The sequence below is a fragment of the Gardnerella sp. c11Ua_71 genome, from assembly GCF_055818025.1.
Genome location: NZ_JARFVR010000004.1, coordinates 216992 through 242320, shown reverse-complemented (window position 1 = coordinate 242320; position 25329 = coordinate 216992). Strand labels below are relative to the sequence as shown.

Here is a 25329-nt window from a genome sequence, read left to right as displayed (position 1 = left end):
TGCCTTTTCTCCATTAATCATGTTTTTTATCAACAAATATTATGAGAAAAAATATTAAAATCAGACCTGACCCGCTCATTTACTACTTATTACGAAGCTTACCAACTTTCATAAATTACTTATCTACAATACGGAACTTTTTTATTCTCAAAGTTGCATCTGGCGAGGCAAATGAAAATGACCTTTACACTTGGATTAAAAACCACCAAGCCTAATACTCCAACATTCCGAAGCATTTTTAGAATATGCCAAACTCTATTTCGTGCGATTGGTCAAAGTAGCGGACATAAAACACCACAACAATATTACTTCACTACAGCTCTTCCATTCAAGCAATGCACCGCATAATGAGCACATCCATCTGGGTTGCGCACGAGATTTGCTTTATGCTTATCACAAACTTCAGCCACGCCATTCTCACAAACTACTTCAAGACATGCATCCTTAGGTATTTCTCCTTCTAAAACACTCGTACCATTTAAAGTATCCACCATGCAAGAAGCAACAACCTTAACATTATTCGCCACAGCAGAACCATTAAGGCACTTTAGAAAAACATCATTCGCCTGAACATTCCTTGCTTCCACCCTGCCGTTATGAACTTCCGCATAAATCTTGTCAGCTTTAATATCTGCTACTAATACTTGATTCGACTCAGCTTCAATTTCACAAAAATCAATACTCTCCGGCAATGAAACAATGACAGCAGGACTGCCTTTAGCAAGCCAATGCAGCCAGTAAAAAGCCGATACTTTTTCTGTTTGAACAAGTTTTATACCGTCTTGATTTTCTTCAATATGAAATATATCTTTTTCACAATTAACATAACTAATGCTAAAAGAATCAGCCCTTCTCACCGTTAAGCTAACATCTTTCGTTTTTGCTACAAACTTCCTACTATTCACCACTTGAACAACTCCCTTGTTAAATATCGGGTTATAGACCAAAAATCAAAAGACCCGACTTGGTCCGCATTGTTAATAGGCGCGTCGGGTACTGTTATTTACGTATGCTACACCAATGAGAGTATTTTATTAAATCTTTCAAACTAGCACAAATTTTTTTCTTTCTAACAAGATTATTTAGTCTTACACTCACCTTTATGAACACAAACAAATGTCAGAACGAAAACGCAACAACTAGAATGCACGCATAGTAGGTATCAGAAAAAACGCTATTACAATTCAGCGCGATTTGTAAAGGAGCGCCACTGATTTTCTGTATGGCTCGACTGCTTCATCTTAATGTCGAGTGTGTAGCCAGATTCGTGCTCGTTCGCTGGAATTGGTCAAAGCATGTTTTTGCTCGGAAATACACCGATTTTTGCCCTTATACGTTCTCGGAAAAGTTCAAAGGACCATGTTACTACCTATGATATGCAAATCCGTAGATTTGACGTTCGTTTCAAGACTTCGCTCTGAGGAAATAAGTCCGAAATCCCATCGTCTCGACATACCTATTTGTGAAACCAAAACTATACATTGAATGTCCGTTTTCCTCTATTCGATATATGGTTTCTGTCTCCAATGGTCGCTTTTTAATCTTCAATGTTCACTTTTTTATATTTCTGGTTCCTGCTGTTTGGCTTATCTGGTATCGTCATTTCTATTTTTCCTGCACTAAGCAAAGGCTTGATATATTTTTCAGAAAAGTTTCTTCTACCGGTCAGACCCATAAATTCTTGCATTTCTTTCCGACTACGAGGAACGATACAAAATTGAAGGAGAGCTTGTATCGTAACTTGCTCCCTAACTTGCTCCCTAACTTGCTCCCTTGGATCAAGTTCTTCGGTCGGCCCGACCGTGGCAGTTGCCGCCTCAGAAAGAGGAATCACTGTCGTAAAAACATCTGCCTCTGTAAAGACAGGCTCTCCACCAGAATACATCTTCGTGTATTTATAGCTGTTGCGCATACCGCTTCCAAGCTCATCAGCAAGTCCGATCTCACGGAACACTTTTGCTATCGGCGGATTCTTTGCAAATGGCTTGAATGTTTTCAGATTCAGGTTGCCGTGCCCATGCGCAAGGTTCGCATTCTCTGTTGTAATCTTATCCCGTTCAATGACAAGCTTCGGTACATATCCACTGGAAAAATCACGGTGCATGAGCAGGTTGGAAATAATCTCACGCAGGATTTTATCTCTGGCGCTTATCCGCTGGACACCATCCAATGTAAAAACATCATTCAGATGCTTCTTTCCAAATTCCATCAGACGATCATAACTTTCAATCAGGTTTGTAATCACCACATCCCTGTCATCATAACGATCAACATTGAACACTCTGAAAATAGCGTCTGTCTTATGCTGAGGTAACACGGATATGATACGGTTATCCGTACCAAAGAGCAAGATTGCCGCAAGTGTTATACCTTCTTTGTTCGTTTCCGGATCCTCAAGTATAAGCCCGCAGCTTCTGAGCATCTCCTCATCCGTCATGTCAATCCACGGATGGTGCTCAGTATTCACTCTCGTCATTCTCCTTGCTCGATCCATAAGATCATGACGAAGGCTTGAAACCGGGATGGCAGGGTAGACCTTATTCACAAAATAGATGCTTTGCTTACGGGCATAAAGGTTGAAAACCATGTCCGCATTATCTGTAATATCGATGTCCGACTCATTATTGCGATCAAATATTCTGCCCGCATTGCGGTAAACGGTTTTTCCAACCGGGACATAGACATAAAGAACAATACGCCCATCGATCTCATATTCCTCTGTAGTCAAATAGAGTGGCGGATACATTTTTCTCTCATTGTTAATCGTAGTAACAAAATTTTTCTTCATCTGCTCAACGCAGTCTTTATCAACACCGAGAATCGTCCCGTTATCCTTCACACCAAAGAAAATATGACCGCCATCCCGATTAGAAAAAGAACAAACAGTATCGTAGACATCCTTCGTAATATCTGTTGTTGATTTTTTGAATTCGACCGTCAGCCCCTCGCCCTGATGAATCAAGTTCATCAAATTTTCAGGGAGTATCATATAACTCACCCCTTTCGATTATTCACTTATCAATTCCATTAGGCAAAATGGAATCAACCTCGTTCTCCTTAAAAGTCTGTTCTTCTTCCTTTTGCAAAGCCTTCTGCGCAGCCCTGTAGCTTCTCTCATCAGTTGCAGGATAATTATTATTGACTTCTGAAACTTTATTACAAAGAACATCTCTCTTTTTTTGTATCTCACTATCGTCAAGCACTTCAAAATCAACTAATAAGGAAACATACTCTTCTCGAATACCCCACAACACATTTGCTGCATTTCGATGCTGGCTTACTTCATTTTGAATCTTATATTCCTTGGCATATAGATTTAGGCACAAAGACAATACAGCAGCAATTCCACCTACCCATGTCGATATGACCTTGTTTGTTATAATGCTGTAAAAAAATCCGCAAGAAGAAAGTGCGGTCAATATAATCTGTGCATTCTTCACATACTTATTTTCTTTCTCAAGTCGATCAGCTAATTTGTGATGCGCAGTATATGTGTATATAACTTTTCCACAAGCATCCTTTATTTGATTTTTTAATCGTGCCCTATAGCTTTTATCACTTTCCATTTTACTCCGATACCATTTTATTTAGGATCTTGCCGAGGACATCCCATCCTTTTGTAGTATCAATCGACATTCCACTTCCGGGAGCAGATAGACTTGGCGCAAGTATTTCGTTGCATGGAATATGATTATAATAATCAAGTAATGCCTGTTCATACGATCTTGGTTGGCTTGAGGAATTGCTATCTCCATCCGTAAAATGCCATCCTTCCATCGCAACATATACAAAGGAATCAATTAAAATTCCTGACAGATGATAGCTCGAATAAGAATCATCTCTGATCGTTCTTATGTGCTTACAAGTAGCACACAATAACCCATTAGATGAGCTGTTCTTTTCCTTCATTGCTTTTTGCTCAGACTTAGGATCTGTTGTTCTCCAGTTTCCTCCCATATTCGTATCTGGATATTTGTATGAAACACTACCACCCAAACTTGTCTGCGGAAACGCTGGTAACACTTCAAATTTCATCCCATCAGAAAAGGCAATTTTAACAACCTGACCATCTGCCCTAATATCGCTTCTTGAATAGTGAGTTTCAATCGCATTCTTCACAGCCTGTAAAAGTCTAGATTGCCCATTCCATTTAGAATATGAGTACCGATTATATTCATCTTCTGGAATTTCAACAAGTATATCTATGTCGCTTGTATTTATTGCTGTGTTTCTTCCATAAGAACCAACATAGAGACTATGTGTAGTTTCACTCGTTGAATTCCAAAACTCTTGATTTATAGCTTTCGTAACCGTATGATATCTGCTTGCTATGCTTTGACGCGTTACTAAAGGGATAATGTTATCATGTCTTATTACGTTTGAACTCATAATTATTTCTCCATTTCATTTTTGCCTTTTGATTATCAGGAAACTCTATTCGAAAGCCGCCAAGAAACCACAACATCTTCTTTTCGTTATATCAGCTGTACCAGCACTCATTATTATCATAAACTCCTCTGTCTTCGGCAACCATAATCAATTCCTGATTATTACTCTCTTTCAGTACCTCACTATAGTTAACTACCCGATGCTCCATATCATTGTTGTCCGCCCAGAGGTCACACTGAAGCATTACAGTAGCAACAGCGTCATCCATGCCCTCCGGCGGGTATTTATGTTTCTTAAGGAGCACCACTATCCTCCTGAAGGTATGGAAGATGCTGTTCAAACAGTAATGACTCAGTGTGAGCTGTGGACTGATAGAACAGATCTATATAGTTTTGCATAATTATCGTAATTGAACCACTTCGATAATTAGCCTAAACCTTATTTTCCCACTTCACAGCCTTGGTGCAAAGTGGCGAATCGACTTGCATGAGCGATTAAATATAATTCGCGAATGCACTTCGATTCGCTGAGCTTGCTCAAAGTTGAAAGCACAGCGTGCTTTCAACGCAAGCGAAGTACGTTAACATACTGTGCACTCAACCCCAGAGCGTCGATATCTTCCCCTATACAGCAAAATCACTCTCAAAGACCGCGAAAACCCAGCTTAAATCCGCCACACATTAAACCTTTTAACGATATCCCTCGCTAAGCCCTGCTACACAAGGGCAAATTTGCACCCACCTAATCAGCCCGTAATGCTATTAATCTATGATAATTTCACCCCTGTAACTAACCAATTAAAATTTCACCCACCCGTGTAACAAACAATTGCCGGGAAGGATTAGAAACAAATTAGTTAGTTAGATTAAAATACAAGGATGGAAAGATTATCTATGTCTCAAAAAGAATTAACTCGTTTGCATGTCCTTAAATCCTGCCTGCCGACCTTGTTTATAATATCCTTGCCATAAGAGCTCTTGACCTTTACTTTGAACACACAAGTAATTATCTATTTATGATTTTCTTTTAAGAAAGCATCAATAGTTTTTCTTGATTCACTTCTTGCTTTATCATTGCTTTCAATTGTTCCACCTGTTGCAATTCTAATTCTTCCTAGATTTAAAACACCATTGCCTGCAAATATATGTCCTGCTCCTTTATAAGAATAAATCTTTGCATTAGGGTTTTGCTCTTTTATTTTTTTTGCCATGGCAAAGCTATCCCACATCAAATCATCTTCGCCAGCCATCATTAATATATTTGCCTTAACATTTTTGACTGGTATTAGTTTTTCTTGGCTTGAGGAGTCTTGTTCTATTGCGCTTTTATAAGATTCTTTATAACTAATAGGACTTTTAATTATAGTTGGAACAATAATATTTTTTAGAAATGAGTTAAATGATGATTTTTTTATATCTATATATGGAAGTTGCTTTCCTTTATATGTCCATGATGAACCATAATCTTTAAAATCTAGACCAGCAAAATTATAAGACGAAGGCGATATTAAAATCAGATTATCTATTTCAGGATATTTGCAAGCCAAATTAAGTGCATATTCTGCCCCTTTTGACGCTCCCAAAACACTTATCGGTTTATTGTCTTTTATATTTTTATTTATATAATTGATAACATCATCAAATTGTTCTAAGGGAATTTTTGTCAAAGTCGATTCTTGATTTTTCATACCAAACATAAATAGAGCAAAGGTTTCATAGCCTTCTTTTGCTAATATCTTAGCATTTTCAAAATTTGGACTTCCTTCAGAACCTCCAAAACAAATTACAAGACCCTTATGTGATTTTTCTTTAGGTACAAATCTAAATCCTTGCATTCTACCCTCATCTACATAAGTTACATCAACTCCATTAATATCTGTAGGGTATAGACTTATATTAGTAACATCCTTATAATATTCAGGAAAATTTAAAGCATTGATATCTTTATACTTATGGTCGTTATATATCCTAAGACTAAAAACTAAAACTACTAAAATAATAATAACTGAAAAGATTCCAAAAAATATTTTCTTCATTTTCTTCATTTTATTAGTTTCCTTTAAAATAGTATACAGAGTCTAATACTATATAAAAAAATCTGTTTGTTGTTATTATATAATCTTTAGAGTATTCATTACACTAATCTACATTAAAACATCCACCGCAATAGAATTGCCGGCCTGTTTTGACGTATCCTTCTTCATCTTTTTCAAATACAAAATGCTTATAAAACTGCTTAAAATGCAGGATTTCTAAATTTACATCTTTTGTATCAACGCTATAGCTTCAACGTGGATTGAGAGAACTCCAAGTATAGCTACACTTTTTTGAGTGTACACTATTGATAGTGGGTGCACTTTTTAACGATAGAAAAAGCTATCGTTAAAAGGTTTAAGATTGGCTTAATAGCTTGATTCTTGAGCATAAAAACAGCCTAGAGAGAACCCCCCCCCTAGGCTGACTTTTGTAACATTTCAAACGCTCACATTCTTTTGGCTTTTACGATGCCCTTTCAATATCCACACTAATCTCTGATTTAAAAGTTACGCTGAACCTATCCTCGTAAACTTTTATTTTCTTGATGTACTTTCTTACCAGCTTCTCATCATACTCACTAATATCGTGACGCTCACTTTTCAGAAAATCTTCCATTTCTCTGATTCGTCTTTTAGCATCTTCTTGACCTGCTTTTTCTATAAGAAGCTGCTGTTTCTTACCTTTCAGTTCATCAATCTCATCAGCTATTTTCGCGTAGTCTTTTTTAGCTTTAAGCAAGGTTAGTAGTATCGCTTGTTTGTCCGCGATTTTTTTATCAACCGTTTCAAGCTCGCTTAAGTTGTTGCCCGCGATAATTTCTCTAATATTGTTATTCAACGTATCCAATACTTCATCCGGTATACTAAACACCTTGTTTATGGCTTTCACTGTAGCAGACTGCAGTTCTTCCTCTTTTACTGTCGGAGCATCACAAGCACTAGGACCATTTTCCCATCTGGTACAACAACGCCAGACAACAGAACGCACTCCTCGATTGTTCCAAGCAATTCTTCTGTAAACATCCCCGCACTTAGAACAAACACATAAACTGGATAAAGCGTACTTGCTGGAATAAACTCTCCTTTTTTTATTCTCCTCACCACTAAACATGTTGGCTCGTCTTACCATTTCTTCTTGAACTTTAAAGAAAATATCTCTTGGAATAATAGACGCGTGGCTATCTTTTACATAATACTGTGGTTCTGTTCCATCATTTTTTATACGAACATGGTTGATAAAATCTGTCGTGATGGTTTTTTGTAAAAGAGCATCACCAATATATTTTTCGTTTTGCAAGATGGTTTTAATATTAGACAAGTGCCATTTTAAATGCCCGGCACCGTTTTTAACACCGTCTTTTTCAAGACCCTCCGCTATATCTCTAAGGCTTAATCCTTCTAAATATTCTCTATAGATTCTTCTTACAACTTTTGCTTCCTTTTCAAGAATTACAAGTTACTTGAAGATTATGATAAAAAGAATTGGTTTGATTGTGAAGATTTTTTGAAAAATAGGGATAAAACTAAATTAACTTCAAAATCTAAGGTATTAAAAATAAAAATATAAAAAAACTAATTATAGGATTGAATATAGCAATAAACGATAGATAATAAAAAATCTATCATCTTTTTAGTTTAAGAAATTACAAAAAGCAAAGTACGCTTTACAAAAAAAGCAAAGCGAGCTATACTTTATATGTAAAGTTAGCTTGCTGTTGAAGGAGGAAAATGAAAAATACAATTTTTCGATTAAGAAAACAGCATAAAATAACTCAAGAAGAATTGGCAAATAAAGTTGGAGTTACAAGGCAGACCATAACTTCCATTGAAACTGGAAAATATATAGCGTCACTGCCGTTGGCTTTTAAAATTGCTAAGTTTTTTGATATGAGTATTGAAGAAATATTTAGTATAGAAGAGGATGATTAATATGAACAAATTAGAAAAATATAAAAAAGAAATAGGATTTAGAATTAGTATTTTAGTCTTATTATGTATGGTTGCCTTACTCGCAGTTATTATTGGAAATTTTTACTTAAAATATAAATTCCCATTAAAAGAAGATGTGACATATTATGTAGCAGTATTTTTTATTGGACTTGAACTTGTATCTGTATTCTACATGTCAATGCTTGGTAGAGCATATAGAAATAGAGATATATTGGAGAAGATGCATACTAAAGAAACAGATGAAAGAATGATATTAATAAAGATGAAGTCAGGATCAAATATAATACCTATATTTTCAATGGCTATTGTAACTGTTTCTTTATTTGTAGCATATGTAAGTTATGAAGCCTTTTTAGCGTTAATAATAGTTGCATTTGTGCAAATAATATTTTCTAAATTATTAAAAGTATATTGGTCAAAAAAGATTTAAAAATATCATAGTAAAGGTATTAGACGATAGACAGTTAAAACTCTATCGTCTTTTTTATACTCAAAATTAGGATGTAAAAATGGTAAGGATAAGAAGCCACACTTAAAACAATTTAATATATAAGACATTTAGCGATTGAAATATAAGTTCAGTCGCTTTTTTAATTGAAATTTATAGATTAAGGAGAAGAAATTAATGGATAGAGAAATGATAATTTAGCTGCCTAATCTTCGATTGTCGCTTGCCCGTTCATGAGCATAGGTAAAAGCCAATCACGGAGAGCTATCAAAGCTCTATTTTCACGTTGATTATACGATATAGTCGTATAAGCAGGCATATCCAATGCTATTAAACACCTTAAGTTCAATCTCATTTGGAATATAAATGGGTCGATTATTAACTAGTGGTTTATCACAAGAAAGTACAGCATCACCACTAATGAAAAATGGTATTCTCCATTGAGATCTTTAGCTGCTCCGACTTTAATGGTAGATTTCTTCTCTTCACTGATAATGTCACCAAGCTTTCCGTTTGACTCTCTACGAAAGAATTCGTCACACAACTTCGCCGGTAACGAAAGGTGGGTTATTCACAATCTAGTAAAAAGATTTGAATTAAGCCAGGTAGCAACGCCATTATTGTTGTTGGAATCACAAACCTCGTCCGCAATCGCAAGCAACCGAGGATTACTATTCGATACCGCTACACCGTATCCCCCTGCGCGGAACATGTCTATATCTATAATATCGTCTCCGAAAACGACTGTGCGACTAGGCTTTACACCCAAACGATCGCAAATAACGTTCAAAGCATGACCTTTGTTTGCAAGGGGATTCGTAAGCATCCACAAAACATCTTCGCTAATGTGTAGCGAAAAATCGGTTGGAAGAATGCTCTGAAGTTTTTCCTTCTCACTCTCTCGAGGAACAATAATAATCTTGTCTGCAATGCCACTTGGAACATTAGAAAAATCGGTAATAACAAAATCCTGCTCGCTCCAAAGCATACGAACATCAAAATTAGTGTAACGAACATCGTTCATAACAATGCCAATGCGAAGCGTAGGAATCTCATTAAGCAAGCGCAAACACACACTACAAGCATGTTGAGAATCAAATCCAAAACGCGTAAGAGTATCAAGGCTTCTTTGCGAAGTAATCTCACCTATCGTGCTGTGAGCACAGTCAAAATCAATAAGAGCACCATTAAGGTACGCGCAAACTTGAGCATTCAAATCGTGAATAAAATCAAAAGCACTTCCAACAGGTCGAGCAGTAATAATCGCAAGCGGAATTCCACATTCACTCAAACGCTTAGAAACGCTAACAGTTTCTTGGCTTAAATATCTGCTTTCAAAAGCATTAGCATCATGAAGCATAGTGCCATCAAGATCTGCTACCACAAGAGAAGGAGAAAAATGAAGCATAACAATAACCTAATGTATTTTAATTAGTCTAACATCTTCTAACATCTTAAAAAGCATAGCAAAATGTACACCTGCTCTGCTTATAAAATAAAAAGCGCATAACCTAATCGATTACGCGCTTAAAAGAATACTTAGATAAGTGAGAACTTAGTCATAAGATTCAAGGCAACAATAACAGCCACCCAAATCAACGCTATAATAACAGTCCAACGATTCAAGTTCTTTTCTGCAACACCAGAGCTACCAGCGTTCTTCGTTAAACCGCCGCCGAACATGTCGGAAAGACCGCCGCCCTTGCCCTTGTGCATCAAAATCAACAATGTCAACAAAATGCTGGTCAGCACAAGCAACACTTGCAAAACAATTTTCACAGCGGACACAAGTAACCTCCTGTTTTAGAGTACTTTGTAAAGCATAGTAAAAGCCATTGACCTATGTATTAAATTCGATTTTTGTAAGACGACAATTGAACAATAGTAGCCAATTCCTCAATGTCTAAAGAAGCTCCACCAATAAGAAATCCATCAACGTCTGGCTCACAAATAAGACTTGCTGCATTAGAAGACGTTACAGAGCCGCCATAAAGTATTCTAACTTTTTGTGATACAGTATCCCCGAAAGTTTCCTGCAAATCATCCCTAATAGCCTTAGCAGCATCTTGAGCAGACTGTGCTGTAGCTACCATTCCAGTTCCAATAGCCCAAACTGGTTCGTATGCAATAATCAAACGCTCTGCCTGCTTAGAATCTAAATCGCGAGTAACGTCATGAACCTGTCCAACTGCAAAATCAAGCTCTATACCCTGCTTGCGCTCTTCAAAACTTTCACCAACGCAAAGAATAGGTTGCATTCCAGCAGCAAGCACAGCTCGCACTTGGTCAACAATATTCGCATCATCTTCTGGATGATACTTGCGTCGCTCAGAATGACCTACAATCACCATTGAGCAGCCCAAGCTTGCAAGCATATCTGCAGAAACATCTCCAGTAAACGCGCCTTGAGCTGTAACGGAAACTGCTTGCGCGCCATAAAGAATAGGAAGATTATCAGACTCAACTAATACTTGCACACTTCTCAAGGACGTAAACGATGGCATAAGAGCAATATCGCATTTTTTACAATCGAAGCGAGAATCACATAGACGCCACCAGAATTTTTGAATAAAATGAGTGGCTTCGAGGTGATTAAAATTCATCTTCCAATTGCCTGCAACTAGCGGTTTCCTATTGACAACCATAATCACCCTTAAGAATTAGTTATAAAGATAAAATTAACATTATGCCGACCCCGATCTACAAAAAGAATTTATAAAATCGAAGTCGGCACAATATTTTAAAATCACTTACTCAAGCACGCTCAAACCTGGAAGCGTCTTACCTTCCAAGAACTCAAGTGAAGCGCCACCACCAGTGGATATGTGAGAGAAGCCATCTTCTGGGAATCCAAGATTACGAACTGCAGAAGCGGAATCTCCACCACCGACAATAGTGAAAGTGCCGTTCTTCGTTGCATCAACCAAACCCTGAGCTACAGCGCGAGTACCAGCAGCAAACTCTGCAACTTCGAACACGCCCATTGGTCCATTCCAAACAACAGTCTTGGAATCAACAATCTTGTCGTGGAAAAGCTTTTGAGAATCAGGGCCAATATCCAAGCCCATCTTGTCTGCTGGAATAGCATCCGCTGGAACAACTTCTGGAGCAACAGGAGTATCGCCTGCTGGGAAGCCAGCGTTCACAACAATATCGGTTGGAAGAACAAGCTCAACGCCATTCTTCTTAGCAGTTTCGATATATCCCTTAACTTTCTCTAGCTGATCCTCTTCAAGCAAAGAAGTACCAACTTCATGACCCAAAGCCTTAAGGAATGTGAACACCATTCCGCCGCCAATAACAAGACGGTCAGCCTTAGAAAGCAAGTTTTCAATAACGCCAAGCTTGTCGGAAACCTTAGAACCACCAAGCACAACAGTCAAAGGACGCTCTGGATTTTCGGTTGCGCGAGAAAGTGCCTTAACTTCCTTCTCAACAAGCAAGCCAGCAGCAGCTGGAAGATCGGCAGCAACATCGTAATTTGAACCCTGAGCGCGGTGAACAACACCGAAACCGTCGGAAACAAAAACTTCTCCAAGAGCAGCAATCTTCTTAGCGTATTCAGCGCGTTCGGACGCATCCTTACTGGTTTCTTCAGCGTTGAAACGAACGTTTTCAAGCAACACAACGTCGCCATTATTCATGGCAGCTACCTTAGCCTGAGCATCTTCACCATAAGTATCTGCAGCCAAAACAACATTAACACCAAGAAGTTCACCTAAGCGAGCCGCTACTGGAGCCAAAGAGAGCTCTGGAACAACCTGACCCTTTGGACGTCCAAGATGGGCCATTAAAATAACCTTGGCACCCTGCTCACGCAAAGCTTTAATCGTTGGTAAAGCAGCCTTGATTCGACCATCGTCTGTGATAGTCGTGCCCTTGAGAGGAACATTAAAATCAGCACGAACGAGTACGCGCTTGCCGCTCAAATCTCCCAAATCTTTAAGTGTCTTCATTGGTATCCTTTCCAAAACATGATTCAACCAATCATGATGGCGAATTTAACAAGAAAAAAGACGAAAGCAAAGCTAAAACGTCTATAAATTCCATGAGCAATTATATCGCATGTGCGCAACAAGCACGCCCAAGATTAGATAATAAAAAACTACAAAAAATGCCGCATACTAAAAGTATGCGGCCAATACGAATAAATACTCAGTCAAAAAAGCAATTACATTCGCGACTTTTCTACTTTAGCGCAAAGCTGCAAAAGCCTACGAATACGACCAGCAACAGCATCCTTTGTAATCGGAGGATCCGCTAAATGACCAAGTTCTTCTAGACTTGCATCACTATGCTGCAGTCGCAACTTTCCTGCCATCAAAAGATTTTCTGGAATATCGTCCCCAAGAACATCGAAAGCGTGACGAACCTTTTCGCAAGCTTCTGCAGCAGCTTTAGCACTTCTGCGCATATTAGCATCATCAAAGTTTGCCAGTCGATTAGCTTTGCCTCTTGCTTCACCATCAGAACGCTTACCAGTCCATTCTCGAGCAGAACGAGGAGCTCCAATCAAAATCAGCATACGCTCAATAGCGTCAGAATCTCTCAAAGTAACACGCTCAGAGCTTTTAACTTTGCGCGCCTTTGCACCAACTCCGAGTCGTGCTGCCATTGCTTGCAACGCTGTAGCAGCCTCATGAGTTGGGCAAACAATCTCTAAATAGCTTGCCTTTCCAGGATCGGATATAGCCCCATGAGCTAAGAAAGCACCTCTCCACGCAGCTTTAACCTGCGCAATACTTCCACCAACAATTTCCGGGGCAAGACCAGCAACGATATGCATACGACGGTCCAACAAACCTGATTGTAGAGCCAAAGCTGCAGCACCTCGCTCCACAAGAACATCGTAACGAGTAACAACACCTGTAGGAGTCTGACGAGTAGTCTGAGAAATCGTTGCTTCTCTTTGGAAACACGTCACAAGCGTATCTACAAGCCATTGCGCTGCGCTTAGAGAATCAAACTGTGCACGAATCACAGCCTGATTATTAACCGGCCTTAAGCCGCCACCAAAACGCATCATTGCTGCTGCCTGAGCCATAACAACCGCTGGTAGCTCACTATTATTTGCGACGAGTTCGTTCTTTACGTCGTCAAGAAGAGCCAAGGGAAACCTCCTATTTTGTTCTTCTTAGAGTATGCGTTGGGATTCATACAAGATGCCGTTGCACAATGTGCAAAACACCTACATGCTCGGCTTTCTGTGATACCCAATGACTTGGACATTTTACCTTTTATAGTTCTGCTTTTTATATTACATAATCCTATAGGAGAAATTAAATCATGTTCTAGATCTCATCTCTCTAGCAGATACTGTAACCTGTAATCCTCTTAATTTTAGTCGTCTTGCAAGCTCTATGCTAATAGCTACAGACCTATGCTGACCCCCAGTGCATCCAACAGCAATTGTTACATAATGCTTATCTTCTTTTGCAAAACCATCAATTGCCGTAAGAAGAGCTTTTTCGTAAGAGTCTAAGAATTCTATTGCCGCTGGATTTTTAAGAACATAATCGCTAACTGCTTTATCTTTTCCTGTTAAATCTCTAAGCTCTGGAACCCAAAATGGATTGGGCAAAAATCGCATATCTGCCACAAAATCGGCATCCATCGGCATTCCGTACTTGAACCCAAAACTAAAAATGTGAACAGATACTGTAGAAGATCCTTTTCCAAGCAACCCTTCATAAAGTTTAGTGGAAAGCTGATGAATACTAAGATTTGAAGTATCGATAATAATATCCGCGCAATCTTTAAGATGACCTAAAAGCTCACGCTCTTCCAAAATACCATCTATAAGTCTTCCTCCGCGCTGCAAAGGATGTGGCCTGCGCACAGACTCATATCTTTTAATGAGCACAGAATCAGATGCATCTAAAAATAGTATTCGAGTTTTTACGCCTAAATCATCTATATGACCCAAAACAACAAATAAATCATCAAAATATCCGCGTGATCTTACGTCAATAACTGCTGCAAGCTTATGAACTTTAGATCCAGAAGATGTCATCATGTCTACAAGAGGGATGAGTAACTTTGGAGGAAGATTATCAATAACATACCAGCCCATGTCTTCCAAAGCATTTGCTGCATGAGATCTGCCAGCGCCGCTCATGCCAGTAATGAGCATTACTTCAAAATCGCTTGCCACCTGCGAGAATTCACTATTTTCAGTGATCATAACGCCTCCTTCAATGCTTTTTCCATGCAACTTCTTATGTAATCGTAATCTGTAGCCTTGTCAGATTGGTGTTTGATTATGCAAGAATCATCACACGAATCATCACTTGAATGCCTATAATCAAAAGTCATGAGTTTTACTTGATCTAGTGCTTGATATAAAAGCATTTCTTCTCCACCAATACCCATGCCATATTTTCTCCAAACTTTAAGCATCTGGCTTGGTCGAGGATCATATACAACGTCTAGCAAAGCTCCTAAATGTTTTATTGACTTTTCCTTGCAATATTCACACAAAGCGAGCGCTAATCCGTCTGCTATATGAGCAGGAACAGTGCTTATAACAATATCTGCGTTTACAATTGCTTCAATTGCATCCAACGAAGAAATAGATTCTAGAATGTGAGATTTATCACATTTTTCTATATCTTGCGATATTTTTATAAACTCAGGATCAATAGTAGGGAATTCTATACCGCAAACAGGCTTGTAGCCACGTTTGTTTTTAAGATTCAAGTTAGACGGCTCTATTCTTCTGCTATTTGGAAAATCCAATTTATATTTATCTACTAAATCGTTAAATCTACTAACGCCTTTAACAGTTTTACCATCGCTTTGCAATCTTGCAACAACACTAACTTTACTCAATTTTGAACCTTGAGCAATTTCTATTAAAGCTGCCATTGCAGAAGACGCAGTGTTTCCGCTGCCAATAATAACCGCACTTTTAGCGTTTAATATTTGAGACTCTAAAGAGTGTATTAACGCCATTACAATACCATTTACATCTGTGTTACAAAGCTCAATCGTCTCAGGATTTTCTAAGCATGGCTTTTTACTAAACACAGCAGTATTTGCAACACCAAGCGTTTTAGACCAATAATCGCAAGCTACACCTAGGCTCATAATTGTTTTTTTAAGTGGCATTGTAAGGCTTAAGCCTTTCCAAGAATCGTCAAGATTTGCAATAAAATCTTTTAAGTCTTCCTCGCTAACTTTTTCTTTACCATAATGCCAATTATTTAAGCCCAATGCCTTATATGCAGCATTGTGTAGAACTGGAGATAAAGAGTGCGATATAGGATTGCCCAAAACCGCGCAATTGTAGCATTTTTCAACCATTTTAACCTCTTTATTTATAAGTCTTTATTAATAAGTTTATGCGATTTTACAAATCCTTAGGATCCACACTAAATTTTAATTCACCATTTTTTCGCATTGCAAAATGCTTTGCACATTCTTTTTTCAAACGATTAACTAATTCATCTCTATACTCTAATGGCACTCTTACAACTGCTTTAACTCTGTCGTTTAACTCTTCAAAGCGTTGAGAATTTTGCTCGTGCAATGTTGAAGGAGGCTTCATTGGAACAATTCCAAGTAAAGGTGGAAGATATTCGGATTCATCAGAATCATCGTTAGATTCACTATTTTTAGTTTCGACTTTTAACATTGGAAGATTACTAGAACTATCTAAATCACCATTTTTGCTTACAACTTTTGTAATATCTTCGCTTACATCTACACTCATTGCGCCAATCGCATTAAGCGTATCTACTACAGCCTGCCTAAAACCCCATATTCTTGCGACACATACAGTTGGCGGAAGAAGTGCTTCACTTCTTTCTTGCAACTCTTGTTTAGAAAGAATTGATGAATCCCATTCTTCCAAAGATTTAGCGAGAATATCGTAAGTTTCACCCAAAATAAGAACGCTTCCACCTCTGTTTTTTGACGCACACATTGAAGCTGCTTTCATCCAAGCATTCAAAGTGTCTATTCGAGAATCTAAACCAGTGTTGTAAAGACTCGTCCACGCGTCTAAAATCGCAACAAGACCATATTCTCCGCAAGAATTTTTAGATGAGCTTAAAACTCGAGGTTCTGCTCCTAAAGTACAAATGACAATCATCGGCTTCTGGTCAATCCACTCTATAACGCCACTTTTCTGCTTCGCGGAAGATATAACAATTGGAACATCATTGAAAATCTTAAATATTTCCTTGGCGGTAAAATTGACGCCAACACGAATAGCCTCGATAAAGTTAGATCCACTAGAACAATTCGAGCACTTCCAGCCAATCGCAGCACTTCCACACCATGCGCATTTAGGAGCAGAACCATCTATAGGTAAGTCAAGAGGACCTGTACAGCGTTTACAACGAGCCATACTATGGCATTTTTTGCATGCAGCACGCTGAACAGTATCGTCTTGTGCTGTAACAAGTAAAACAGGCAGATTTGCGTCTAAAGTTTGTCTAATCGACGCTAGTGCAGTATACGGTATTCTAGATCCTGCACTCGGGTCATTTATCTTATTAAGGTTATCCAAATTAAGTAGACGAACCCATGGGCAAGCATTACTAACAATAGTATTAAATGGTTTAATTTCAATTAAAGGTCCACTTACTTTTGCAGCAAGATTTTTTCCTTTTAATTCGTTTTGACTTATTACGCTTCTAGCAAAAGACATTGTTATGAAAACGCCATTATGATTTTGTGTGCGCAATCGCATAACTCCTCTAGCTTGAGCGTAAGGCATCATACCATCTGCGTACTGATATGCGCCATCTTCTACAATCACAAAAAGCGCTTGCGACTCAACTGGTGCATACATTGCAGATCTTGTTCCTAAAACACATGGAACAATTCCTTTTTCTATAGCTCTCCACGCTCTATACCTGTCTGCTGGAGAATCATATGCGCAAAGACGAGCAACATCTCCACTTAAAGTTCCACTTGGATTCTGCGATTTTTTATAAGGTTTAAGACCATAAACCATAAGGGCACGCATAACATCGTTTACTTCGCGAATTGTAGGAAGAACAACAGCAACTTGACGACCAGCTCTTATTGCAGTTACAATAATCCACGCTAAATCCTGAGCCCATCTCATTGCTCCTGGTAAGGCATCTATAAGAAAAGCTTTGCAATTATTCTTATAATTATTCGAAAGCGAACTATTTTCATGATGCAAATAATACGGTTTATGAACATCTTCTAAGGATTGTTTAAGAAGATTCGCATTATTGTATGTTGCAATCATACGAGCATATGTTGTTTTTCTAAGATTCTCACTTCCATCGTATTGAGATATCGCGCAAGTATCATTAGACCTAAAATTTTTTTGTAATTCATTAATCCATTTTACTCTTTTAGATAAATGAATATCGTCCAGCAAATTTTCTTTATCTACACCAGCAATTCTTCTAGGTAAAGCAAGTCTAATAATATTAGCTCTTGTTCCACCATAAGCATCAGCTATTGAAGAAATATCTTCCATAAAAGATTTAGAAACTACTTCCCCTATTGGAATAATTTTTTCAATAAACTTTAATGAAGATATTGGTGTTGTGCTTGATTCACTCCTACTCCAAATAATTCCATTTACGCGTCTAGTACCAAATTTTACGCGGACCATACACCCTGGCTTAGCGTAATCATCCTGATCTTTGCTAACAATGTAATCAAAAGTTTTACCGAGATGAGATGCTTGAACATCCAGCACAATATGAGCAATAGGGCAATTATCAGCTTGACTCTGGGTTGAATCACTCTTCTTACGCCTACGTGGTTTGCGCGCTAAACCATCAAGTGAAGGCTGCTCAAGCATTAGCACATCCTTTTAAATCCTCAAATCAATTTTTTAAAGATTTTACCTCATTCTTAATCTGATCAACACGATTAAGTCTTTCCCAAGGAAAATCAACATCTGTTCTTCCAAAATGTCCATAAGCAGAAGTTTTCGAGTAGATTGGTCGAAGCAAATCAAGCTCGTCGATAATTGCTGCTGGGCGTAAATCAAAGACTTTTCGAACAATCTTAGAAATATCTGAACGAGTAATTCCATTAGCTTCGGTTCCAAAAGTTTCTACATTCACGCTAACAGGCTCTGCAATTCCAATCGCATATGCAACTTGTACCTCTATTTTATGGGCTAAACCTGCGGCAACAAGATTCTTAGCAACCCAACGCGCAGCATAGGCTGCAGAACGATCCACTTTACTAGGGTCTTTGCCAGAAAAAGCTCCACCACCATGATGTGCAGCCCCTCCATAAGTGTCTACAATAATTTTTCTGCCTGTTAAACCAGAATCTGCTGCAGGACCACCCAAAACAAAAGATCCAGTTGGATTTACAAGCATTCTGTAATCATTATGATTTACGTTTTTCCCTAACACTTTGTTAAGAACAGGCTCTACAACGTTTTGGACAAGTTGATTTCTAAGCCAATCATGACTCACATCTGGGTCATGCTGTGTTGAAATAAGAACAGTATCTAAACGAACAGGGTTCCCAAATTCATCATATTCGATTGTAACCTGTGTTTTACCGTCTGGTCTAAGTTTAGATACAATTCCAGATTTTCGCACGTAGGATAGGCGCTGGGCAAGCTGATGAGCTAGATATATTGGAAGTGGCATATAAGCGTCTGTCTCATCGCTAGCATATCCAAACATAACGCCTTGATCGCCTGCGCCTTGGCTTTTATAACGATCTTCTTTAGACGCAATACTTTCGGATTCTAAATCTAATCTAGAAACACCTTGATTTATCTCCGCGCTTTGCTCAGTTAGCGAAACCATTACTCCACATGAATCAGCATCCAATCCAACAGTTGAACTGTTGTATCCTACTTCGCGTACAACTTTTCTAACAATGCCTGGTATGTCGGTGTATACTTCTCCCCTAACTTCCCCGAAGACTACAAATTGTCCTACGCATGCACAAACTTCAACAGCAACATGCGCATGAGAATCTTGACGAAGCATATCATCTAGAATCGCATCTGCAATCTGATCACAAAGCTTATCAGGATGACCTTCTGTAACAGATTCTGCAGAAATAAGTTTAGCTTCCGACATAACTCCCCTTTAATTAAAAAATTAAAACTTATGCACTAAAACCAATAACAGCCGCATATCCAATACCAACAAGCACAGGATAATACGGCTGCAATTAAAAATGTAAAGAAAACTTAATTTCCCTCATTCATATCATCTTCACCAAGATTCTCCACCAGCAAACCTTTATTAATTTCTCGGAATGCTATAGAAAGAGGCTTCTCCTGGTTTCTATAATCAACAAGAGGACCGACGTTCTGCAACAATCCTTCGTTGAGCTGAGTGAAATAAGAATTAATCTGCCGTGCTCGTTTTGCGGCAAACAAGGCAAGCGCATACTTGGAATCCGCATGCTGCATCAAATCATCAATAGGCGGATTTGCAAGTCCCGTAGGTGTTGGCTTAGTGCCCAATGCCATAATGTTCTCCATATTCTATGGTGCCACAATAGTTTCCAAGTAGACTATTGTAAGCTATTGCAAGGATATTTAGGAATTACTCATTTAGATTAATCTAAATTAATTTAAATTAATCTAAATCGTATTCTTTAGCTATTATCTTCCAAAGTTCATCTGCAGCGCGCTGAGCATCGTCATTAACAATCACAAAATCAAACTCGCTAGACGCAGCCATTTCTACTTTAGCGGTTTGCAAACGCTTAGCCTGCTGCTCAGGAGTTTCAGTGCCTCTACCAATAAGTCGACGCTTAAGCTCCTCAAAGCTAGGAGGGGCAATAAATACGTATACGACTTCTAAACCTAATCTAGAAGCTTCCTGCTTAACTCTCCTAGCTCCCTGAAGATCAATTTCTAAAAGAGTTGGAACGTTTTGAGCAAGATGATCTAAAACAGGCTGAATTAAAGTACCATAATGTGCCATTCCATGAACAAGAGCAGTCTCCAGAAACTCTCCGTTCCTCTTCCTGCGCTCAAACTCTTCTTCATCAATGAACCAATAATGAATTCCATTAAACTCATCATAACGAGGTTTTCTGGTAGTCGCAGAAACAGAAAGCCAAATATTAGGATGTTTTTCGCGCAATACTCCCTCAACAGTGCCCTTACCAGCTGCAGTAGGACCAGTAAGAACAATCAAACGCCTTTTAGTAGCGACTGGCATACTCTGTGTATCGTTTAAACTAACCATATTTGACTCTCTTAAATAATTTTCATGAATCCATTAAAGCTTGACGAATATCCCAAGCTATTCGTTCAGTTGCAGTAGATAATGCACCAATATCTGGACCATGAGAAGCAATAGACCTAGAAACTGTTACTAAAACATTTCCATGCGTACCAGCAAAAACCGTTTTCAAATCGTTAGCTTCCGCTCCCTGCCAACCGTAACCTGGAGAAAGAATAGGACCAGTAAAACTCGTTAAATCGATTCCACCGCCATTCATCCAATCTCCAATAGTGGCTCCAACAATTAAGCCAACGGAACCCATGCCCTTTGTATTATTGTTAAAAATTTGCGCAGTTTGAGCAATACCATGAGCAACAGTTGTGCCGCGGTAGGAACCAGTCTGACGAATAGCAGTTTGCAAGCTAGCGCCTTCGCGATTAGACGTTAGAGAAGCAATAAACACGCCCCTGCCATTATTAAGAGCCTCATTAATCAACCCACCCATTGACCTAGCTCCGTAATACGGAAGAAGTGTAATAGCATCAGTAAGAAGAGGCGCATCTGGCTTAAAGTATGCGTCGGCAAGCGCAGAGATTGTTGTAGACAAACCACCATGACCACAATCAACAATAGTAATTACATCCATTTGTCTTGCAGCATACAGCACTCGTTCGAGCGCCGCGAAACCCTTAGACCCGTAGCGCTCGAACATGCTTGATTGGAATTTTACGGCAGCAGCTCTGCCGTTCATGGCTTGAAGCATACGCATGGAGAACAATTCTGCTCCTTGAGCATCCATATTGTATCCCCAATTAAGCAGCATCTTGCGGTGCGGATCTATGCCAACGCATAATGGCCCATATTTTGCCATAGCGTTTTTTAGACGCAATCCAAAATCGGATCTTTGCGCCTGCAATTCCTGCTCTCGTATACTTTCGGTCATGTATTAAGCCCGACTTTCTTCGTTTTCTGCCTTCTCGATTGCAAACAGTTGCTTTGCATGCTCCTGAATGCTCATCACTTGGTAATCGTTGTTCTTAACGGCTTCTATAGCCATAAGAACTGGTGCAAACTCCGTAATTGTAGTGAATTGCGGAAGGTCTGCTGCAACAGCAGCTGCACGAATAGCATAACCATCTGTACGCGACCCTCTTGAATTCGGCGTGTTCAACACCATATCAATCTTACCATTTTCAATCAGCTCAACCACGTTTTTGCCGATTCTTTCGCGCGAAGGCACGTCATTTCGCACATCCTTCGCCGTGTCGCCTTGGCTTGAGAGCTTGTCAACAATAACGGAATCAATGCCATAGCGTCTAAGAACAGATGCCGTACCTTCTGTAGCCCAAATCGTAAATCCAAGTTCTACTAATCGCACTGCAAGAAGAGGCAATTGGCGTTTATCTGCATCGCTTACAGACACAAACACGTTGCCGCTTGTAGGCAAACCGCCCTTGTATGCTGCAAGCTGACTCTTAGCAAAAGCATGTGGGAAGTCTCGGTCGAAGCCCATAACTTCTCCAGTAGAACGCATTTCTGGACCAAGCAAAATATCAACCGTGCGACCAACAGGCGTGCGGAAACGCTTAAAAGGCAAGACGGAAGCCTTAATAGCAACCTGCTGGCCTGGGTGAATGTCTCCACCATCTCCCTTTGGAAGAAGAAGACCACGCTTTCGCTGCTGTGCGATTGTCTCTCCAGACATAATTCGAGCAGCAGCTTTAGCAAGAGCAACACCCGTAGCTTTAGAAGCAAACGGAACAGTTCTAGACGCTCTAGGATTTGCCTCAATTACGTACAAAGTGTTTGCCATAAAAGCGTATTGAACGTTAATAAGACCACGAACCGAGCATCCGCGAGCAATCGAAAGCGTGCCCTCCCTAAGGCGGCGAATTTGATCGTCGGAAAGCGTGCTTGGAGGAAGAGTGCAAGCAGCGTCACCAGAGTGTACGCCAGCTTCCTCAACATGCTCCATAATTCCGCCAATATAAAGCTCATTGCCGTCGTAAAGTGCGTCAACATCAATCTCAATAGCGTCCTGAAGGAACTTATCAATCAAAAGCGGCGAAGGCAAACGACCAGAAACAACAGTGTCTGCTTGAGCTTCCTGTAAAGCACGATCCACATATTTTGCAAGCTGAGCATCATCGTACACGATTTCCATTCCTCGACCGCCAAGCACATAACTTGGTCGCACAAGAACAGGGTAACCAATTGCGTGAGCAGCATCTTTAGCCTCTTCAAGGCTTAATGCAGTTCCGTAGCGCGGAGCATTCATGCCTTCTTGACGAAGAACCTCACCGAAAAGCTCACGATTTTCCGCCAAATCAATAGCCTCAGGCGTAGTGCCCAAAATTGGAACTCCTGCAGCTTTAAGACGTGCAGCAAGCGAAAGTGGAGTTTGGCCGCCAAGTTGCACAATAACACCTTTTACTGGACCAAGCTTCTTTTCTGCTTGGTAAATTTCGAGCACGTCTTCAAAAGTAAGCGGCTCAAAGTAAAGGCGATCCGACATATCGTAGTCTGTAGAAACTGTTTCAGGATTGCAATTGACCATGATTGTGTCGTAATCCTTACCCAGCTCTTGCACAGCATGAACGCAAGTGTAGTCAAACTCAATACCCTGACCTATTCTGTTTGGACCAGAGCCAAGAATGATTACAGCGTCACGATCGCGTGGCTTAAGCTCGCTTTCGTCAGCGTAGCAAGAATAGTAGTAAGGTGTTACAGCGTCGAACTCGGCAGCGCAAGTGTCAACCGTTTTGTAAACAGGATGCAATCCATACGCCCAACGCAGCTCACGAACCATGTTTTCGCCTTCGTCGCCAAGATTACGCAAATGCGCAATTTGAACATCCGAAAGACCAGCAAGCTTAGCATTCTTTAACACTTTTGGCGTCAAATTTTCTGCTTCACGAACCTCTAAAGCTGTTTTATTGATTAACGAAAGCTGCTCAACAAACCATGGGTCTATCTTTGTTGCGTCAAAAATCTGCTCAGGCGTAGCCCCACCCCAGAGCGCGCGCTGAATTTGCAAGTAGCGGTGCTCGGTTGGAGTATGAATTTCTTCAAGAAGCTTAGCAACTTCTTCTTTACTTGGGCGCTCGCCGTCCCAATTAAAGCAAGCGTGACGTTTATCGATTGATCGCATTGCTTTGCCAAGAGATTCCTGGAAATTCCCAGCCAAAGCCATTGCTTCGCCGACTGACTTCATAGAAGTTGTAAGCGTAGTGTCTGCTCCAGGGAACTTTTCAAAAGCAAAGCGCGGAATCTTAGTTACCACATAGTCAATCGTTGGCTCAAAGCTTGCAGGAGTTGAACGCGTAATATCGTTTTGAATTTCGTCCAAAGTGTACCCGAGGGCAAGTTTTGTAGCGATTTTTGCAATCGGGAAACCAGTTGCTTTAGATGCTAGCGCAGAAGAACGCGAAACTCGCGGATTCATTTCGATTACGATAATGCGACCAGTTCGAGGATTGATTGCGAACTGAATATTGCATCCGCCAGTGTCAACGCCAACACCTCGAATAATCGCGATGCCAATATCACGCATCTTTTGATACTCGCGATCTGTTAGCGTAAAGCATGGAGCAACTGTAATCGAGTCGCCTGTGTGAACGCCTACAGGATCAACATTTTCGATTGGGCACACAACAACAACATTGTCTTTGGAATCTCGCATAAGCTCAAGCTCAAATTCCTTCCAACCTTCAATGCCTTCTTCAATAAGCACTTCGTTTGTTGGAGAATAGTGAATGCCTGCTCCTGCAATGCGGTGTAATTCTTCCTGATTGTGAGCAATTCCAGAGCCTAAACCTCCCATTGTGAAGCTTGGACGCACAACAACTGGGTACCCTAGTGTTTCAACAATTTTGTCTACTTCTTCAATTGAGTGAGCAATAAAGGATTTTGCACTTTCTGCCCCAGCTTTTTCAACAACTTTTTTGAAAAGCTCACGGTCTTCTCCGCGGTCGATTGCTTCCAAAGATGCACCAATAAGCTCTACATTATACTTTTTTAAGATTCCTGCACGACCCAAGTCCATTGCGGCATTAAGAGCAGTTTGACCACCTAATGTTGGAAGAAGCGCATCTGGCTTCTCTTTAGCAATAATGCGCTCCAAAATTGCCGTGTCTATTGGCTCAATATATGTTGCGTCTGCAAGCTCTGGGTCCGTCATAATAGTAGCAGGATTAGAGTTTACAAGAATTACGCGGATTCCTTCTTCGTGAAGTACTCGGCAAGCTTGCGTTCCAGAGTAGTCGAATTCTGCAGCCTGACCAATTACGATTGGACCAGAACCAATAACCATTACGGATTTAATATCAGCACGTTTTGGCATTATAAATTCCTTT

Annotated in this window: 22 protein-coding genes; 2 read left to right on the top strand and 20 right to left on the bottom strand. The window is 39.7% G+C overall.

Annotated features, from left to right (window positions below):
* Positions 1-305: 305 nt before the first annotated feature.
* From P0106_RS04775 to P0106_RS04745, 7 genes are all read right to left on the bottom strand, one after another.
* Complete coding sequence (locus P0106_RS04775) at positions 306-908, bottom strand: DUF4097 family beta strand repeat-containing protein (protein ID WP_064623382.1); 603 nt, start codon at positions 906-908, stop codon at positions 306-308.
* Positions 909-1537: 629 nt separating this feature from the next.
* On the bottom strand, positions 1538-2989 hold the full coding sequence (locus tag P0106_RS04770; RefSeq protein WP_473730507.1) for an RNA-binding domain-containing protein: 1452 nt from the start codon (positions 2987-2989) through the stop codon (positions 1538-1540).
* A 22-nt stretch (positions 2990-3011) separates the two neighbouring features.
* A complete protein-coding gene (locus tag P0106_RS04765) occupies positions 3012-3566 on the bottom strand; it encodes an SLATT domain-containing protein (RefSeq protein WP_004125833.1) in 555 nt (184 codons plus the stop codon).
* 1 nt (position 3567) lies between these two features.
* Complete coding sequence (locus P0106_RS04760; protein ID WP_004125829.1) at positions 3568-4389, bottom strand: SMODS domain-containing nucleotidyltransferase; 822 nt, start codon at positions 4387-4389, stop codon at positions 3568-3570.
* Positions 4390-4480: 91 nt separating this feature from the next.
* On the bottom strand, positions 4481-4696 hold the full coding sequence (locus P0106_RS04755) for a DUF3387 domain-containing protein (RefSeq protein WP_230454753.1): 216 nt from the start codon (positions 4694-4696) through the stop codon (positions 4481-4483).
* A gap of 702 nt (positions 4697-5398) precedes the next feature.
* Complete coding sequence (locus P0106_RS04750) at positions 5399-6433, bottom strand: alpha/beta fold hydrolase (protein WP_004117905.1); 1035 nt, start codon at positions 6431-6433, stop codon at positions 5399-5401.
* Between the two features lie 454 nt (positions 6434-6887).
* A complete protein-coding gene (locus tag P0106_RS04745; RefSeq protein WP_473730511.1) occupies positions 6888-7874 on the bottom strand; it encodes a recombinase family protein in 987 nt (328 codons plus the stop codon).
* 278 nt (positions 7875-8152) lie between these two features.
* Between P0106_RS04745 and P0106_RS04740 the strand changes: the two genes are divergently transcribed.
* Together P0106_RS04740 and P0106_RS04735 are read left to right on the top strand one after the other, a co-directional pair.
* Positions 8153-8353 carry a helix-turn-helix transcriptional regulator gene (locus P0106_RS04740; RefSeq protein ID WP_004133084.1) on the top strand — a complete coding sequence of 67 codons (201 nt, stop codon included), beginning with the start codon at positions 8153-8155 and terminating at the stop codon, positions 8351-8353.
* Between the two features lies 1 nt (position 8354).
* Positions 8355-8804: a hypothetical protein gene (locus tag P0106_RS04735; RefSeq protein ID WP_004111746.1), complete on the top strand. Its 450-nt coding sequence runs from the start codon at positions 8355-8357 to the stop codon at positions 8802-8804.
* Between the two features lie 589 nt (positions 8805-9393).
* On the opposite strand, the gene P0106_RS04730 is transcribed toward P0106_RS04735, so the two are convergent.
* The 13 genes from P0106_RS04730 to carB all read right to left on the bottom strand — a co-directional run bounded on the left by P0106_RS04730 (position 9394) and on the right by carB (position 25316).
* The gene (locus tag P0106_RS04730; RefSeq protein ID WP_473730506.1) at positions 9394-10230 is read right to left on the bottom strand and encodes an HAD hydrolase family protein; all 837 of its coding nucleotides are present in this window, start codon (positions 10228-10230) and stop codon (positions 9394-9396) included.
* Between the two features lie 131 nt (positions 10231-10361).
* A complete protein-coding gene (gene secG, locus P0106_RS04725; RefSeq protein ID WP_004115170.1) occupies positions 10362-10610 on the bottom strand; it encodes a preprotein translocase subunit SecG in 249 nt (82 codons plus the stop codon).
* A gap of 59 nt (positions 10611-10669) precedes the next feature.
* On the bottom strand, positions 10670-11467 hold the full coding sequence (gene tpiA, locus P0106_RS04720; protein ID WP_020759502.1) for a triose-phosphate isomerase: 798 nt from the start codon (positions 11465-11467) through the stop codon (positions 10670-10672).
* A gap of 105 nt (positions 11468-11572) precedes the next feature.
* Positions 11573-12778 carry a phosphoglycerate kinase gene (locus tag P0106_RS04715; protein ID WP_004115173.1) on the bottom strand — a complete coding sequence of 402 codons (1206 nt, stop codon included), beginning with the start codon at positions 12776-12778 and terminating at the stop codon, positions 11573-11575.
* Positions 12779-12993: 215 nt separating this feature from the next.
* Positions 12994-13932 (bottom strand): DNA-binding protein WhiA, encoded by a 939-nt coding sequence (gene whiA, locus P0106_RS04710; protein ID WP_004111755.1) that lies wholly within the window; start codon positions 13930-13932, stop codon positions 12994-12996.
* 174 nt (positions 13933-14106) lie between these two features.
* The gene (gene rapZ / locus P0106_RS04705; protein ID WP_004138113.1) at positions 14107-15006 is read right to left on the bottom strand and encodes an RNase adapter RapZ; all 900 of its coding nucleotides are present in this window, start codon (positions 15004-15006) and stop codon (positions 14107-14109) included.
* Positions 15003-16127 (bottom strand): shikimate 5-dehydrogenase, encoded by a 1125-nt coding sequence (locus P0106_RS04700; protein ID WP_004138199.1) that lies wholly within the window; start codon positions 16125-16127, stop codon positions 15003-15005. Before P0106_RS04700 ends, rapZ begins: the two co-directional genes overlap by 4 nt.
* A 46-nt stretch (positions 16128-16173) precedes the next feature.
* On the bottom strand, positions 16174-18618 hold the full coding sequence (locus tag P0106_RS04695; RefSeq protein WP_004138315.1) for a primosomal protein N' family DNA-binding protein: 2445 nt from the start codon (positions 18616-18618) through the stop codon (positions 16174-16176).
* A gap of 25 nt (positions 18619-18643) precedes the next feature.
* Positions 18644-19870, bottom strand: coding sequence for a methionine adenosyltransferase (metK, locus tag P0106_RS04690; protein ID WP_004138151.1), 1227 nt, complete (start codon positions 19868-19870; stop codon positions 18644-18646).
* 113 nt (positions 19871-19983) lie between these two features.
* Positions 19984-20268 carry a DNA-directed RNA polymerase subunit omega gene (gene rpoZ, locus P0106_RS04685; protein WP_004111763.1) on the bottom strand — a complete coding sequence of 95 codons (285 nt, stop codon included), beginning with the start codon at positions 20266-20268 and terminating at the stop codon, positions 19984-19986.
* A 109-nt stretch (positions 20269-20377) separates the two neighbouring features.
* Positions 20378-20995: a guanylate kinase gene (gmk, locus tag P0106_RS04680; RefSeq protein WP_004111764.1), complete on the bottom strand. Its 618-nt coding sequence runs from the start codon at positions 20993-20995 to the stop codon at positions 20378-20380.
* Positions 20996-21017: 22 nt separating this feature from the next.
* Complete coding sequence (gene pyrF / locus P0106_RS04675; RefSeq protein WP_473730505.1) at positions 21018-21917, bottom strand: orotidine-5'-phosphate decarboxylase; 900 nt, start codon at positions 21915-21917, stop codon at positions 21018-21020.
* A 3-nt stretch (positions 21918-21920) separates the two neighbouring features.
* A complete protein-coding gene (gene carB / locus P0106_RS04670) occupies positions 21921-25316 on the bottom strand; it encodes a carbamoyl-phosphate synthase large subunit (RefSeq protein ID WP_473730504.1) in 3396 nt (1131 codons plus the stop codon).
* Positions 25317-25329 lie beyond the last annotated feature (13 nt).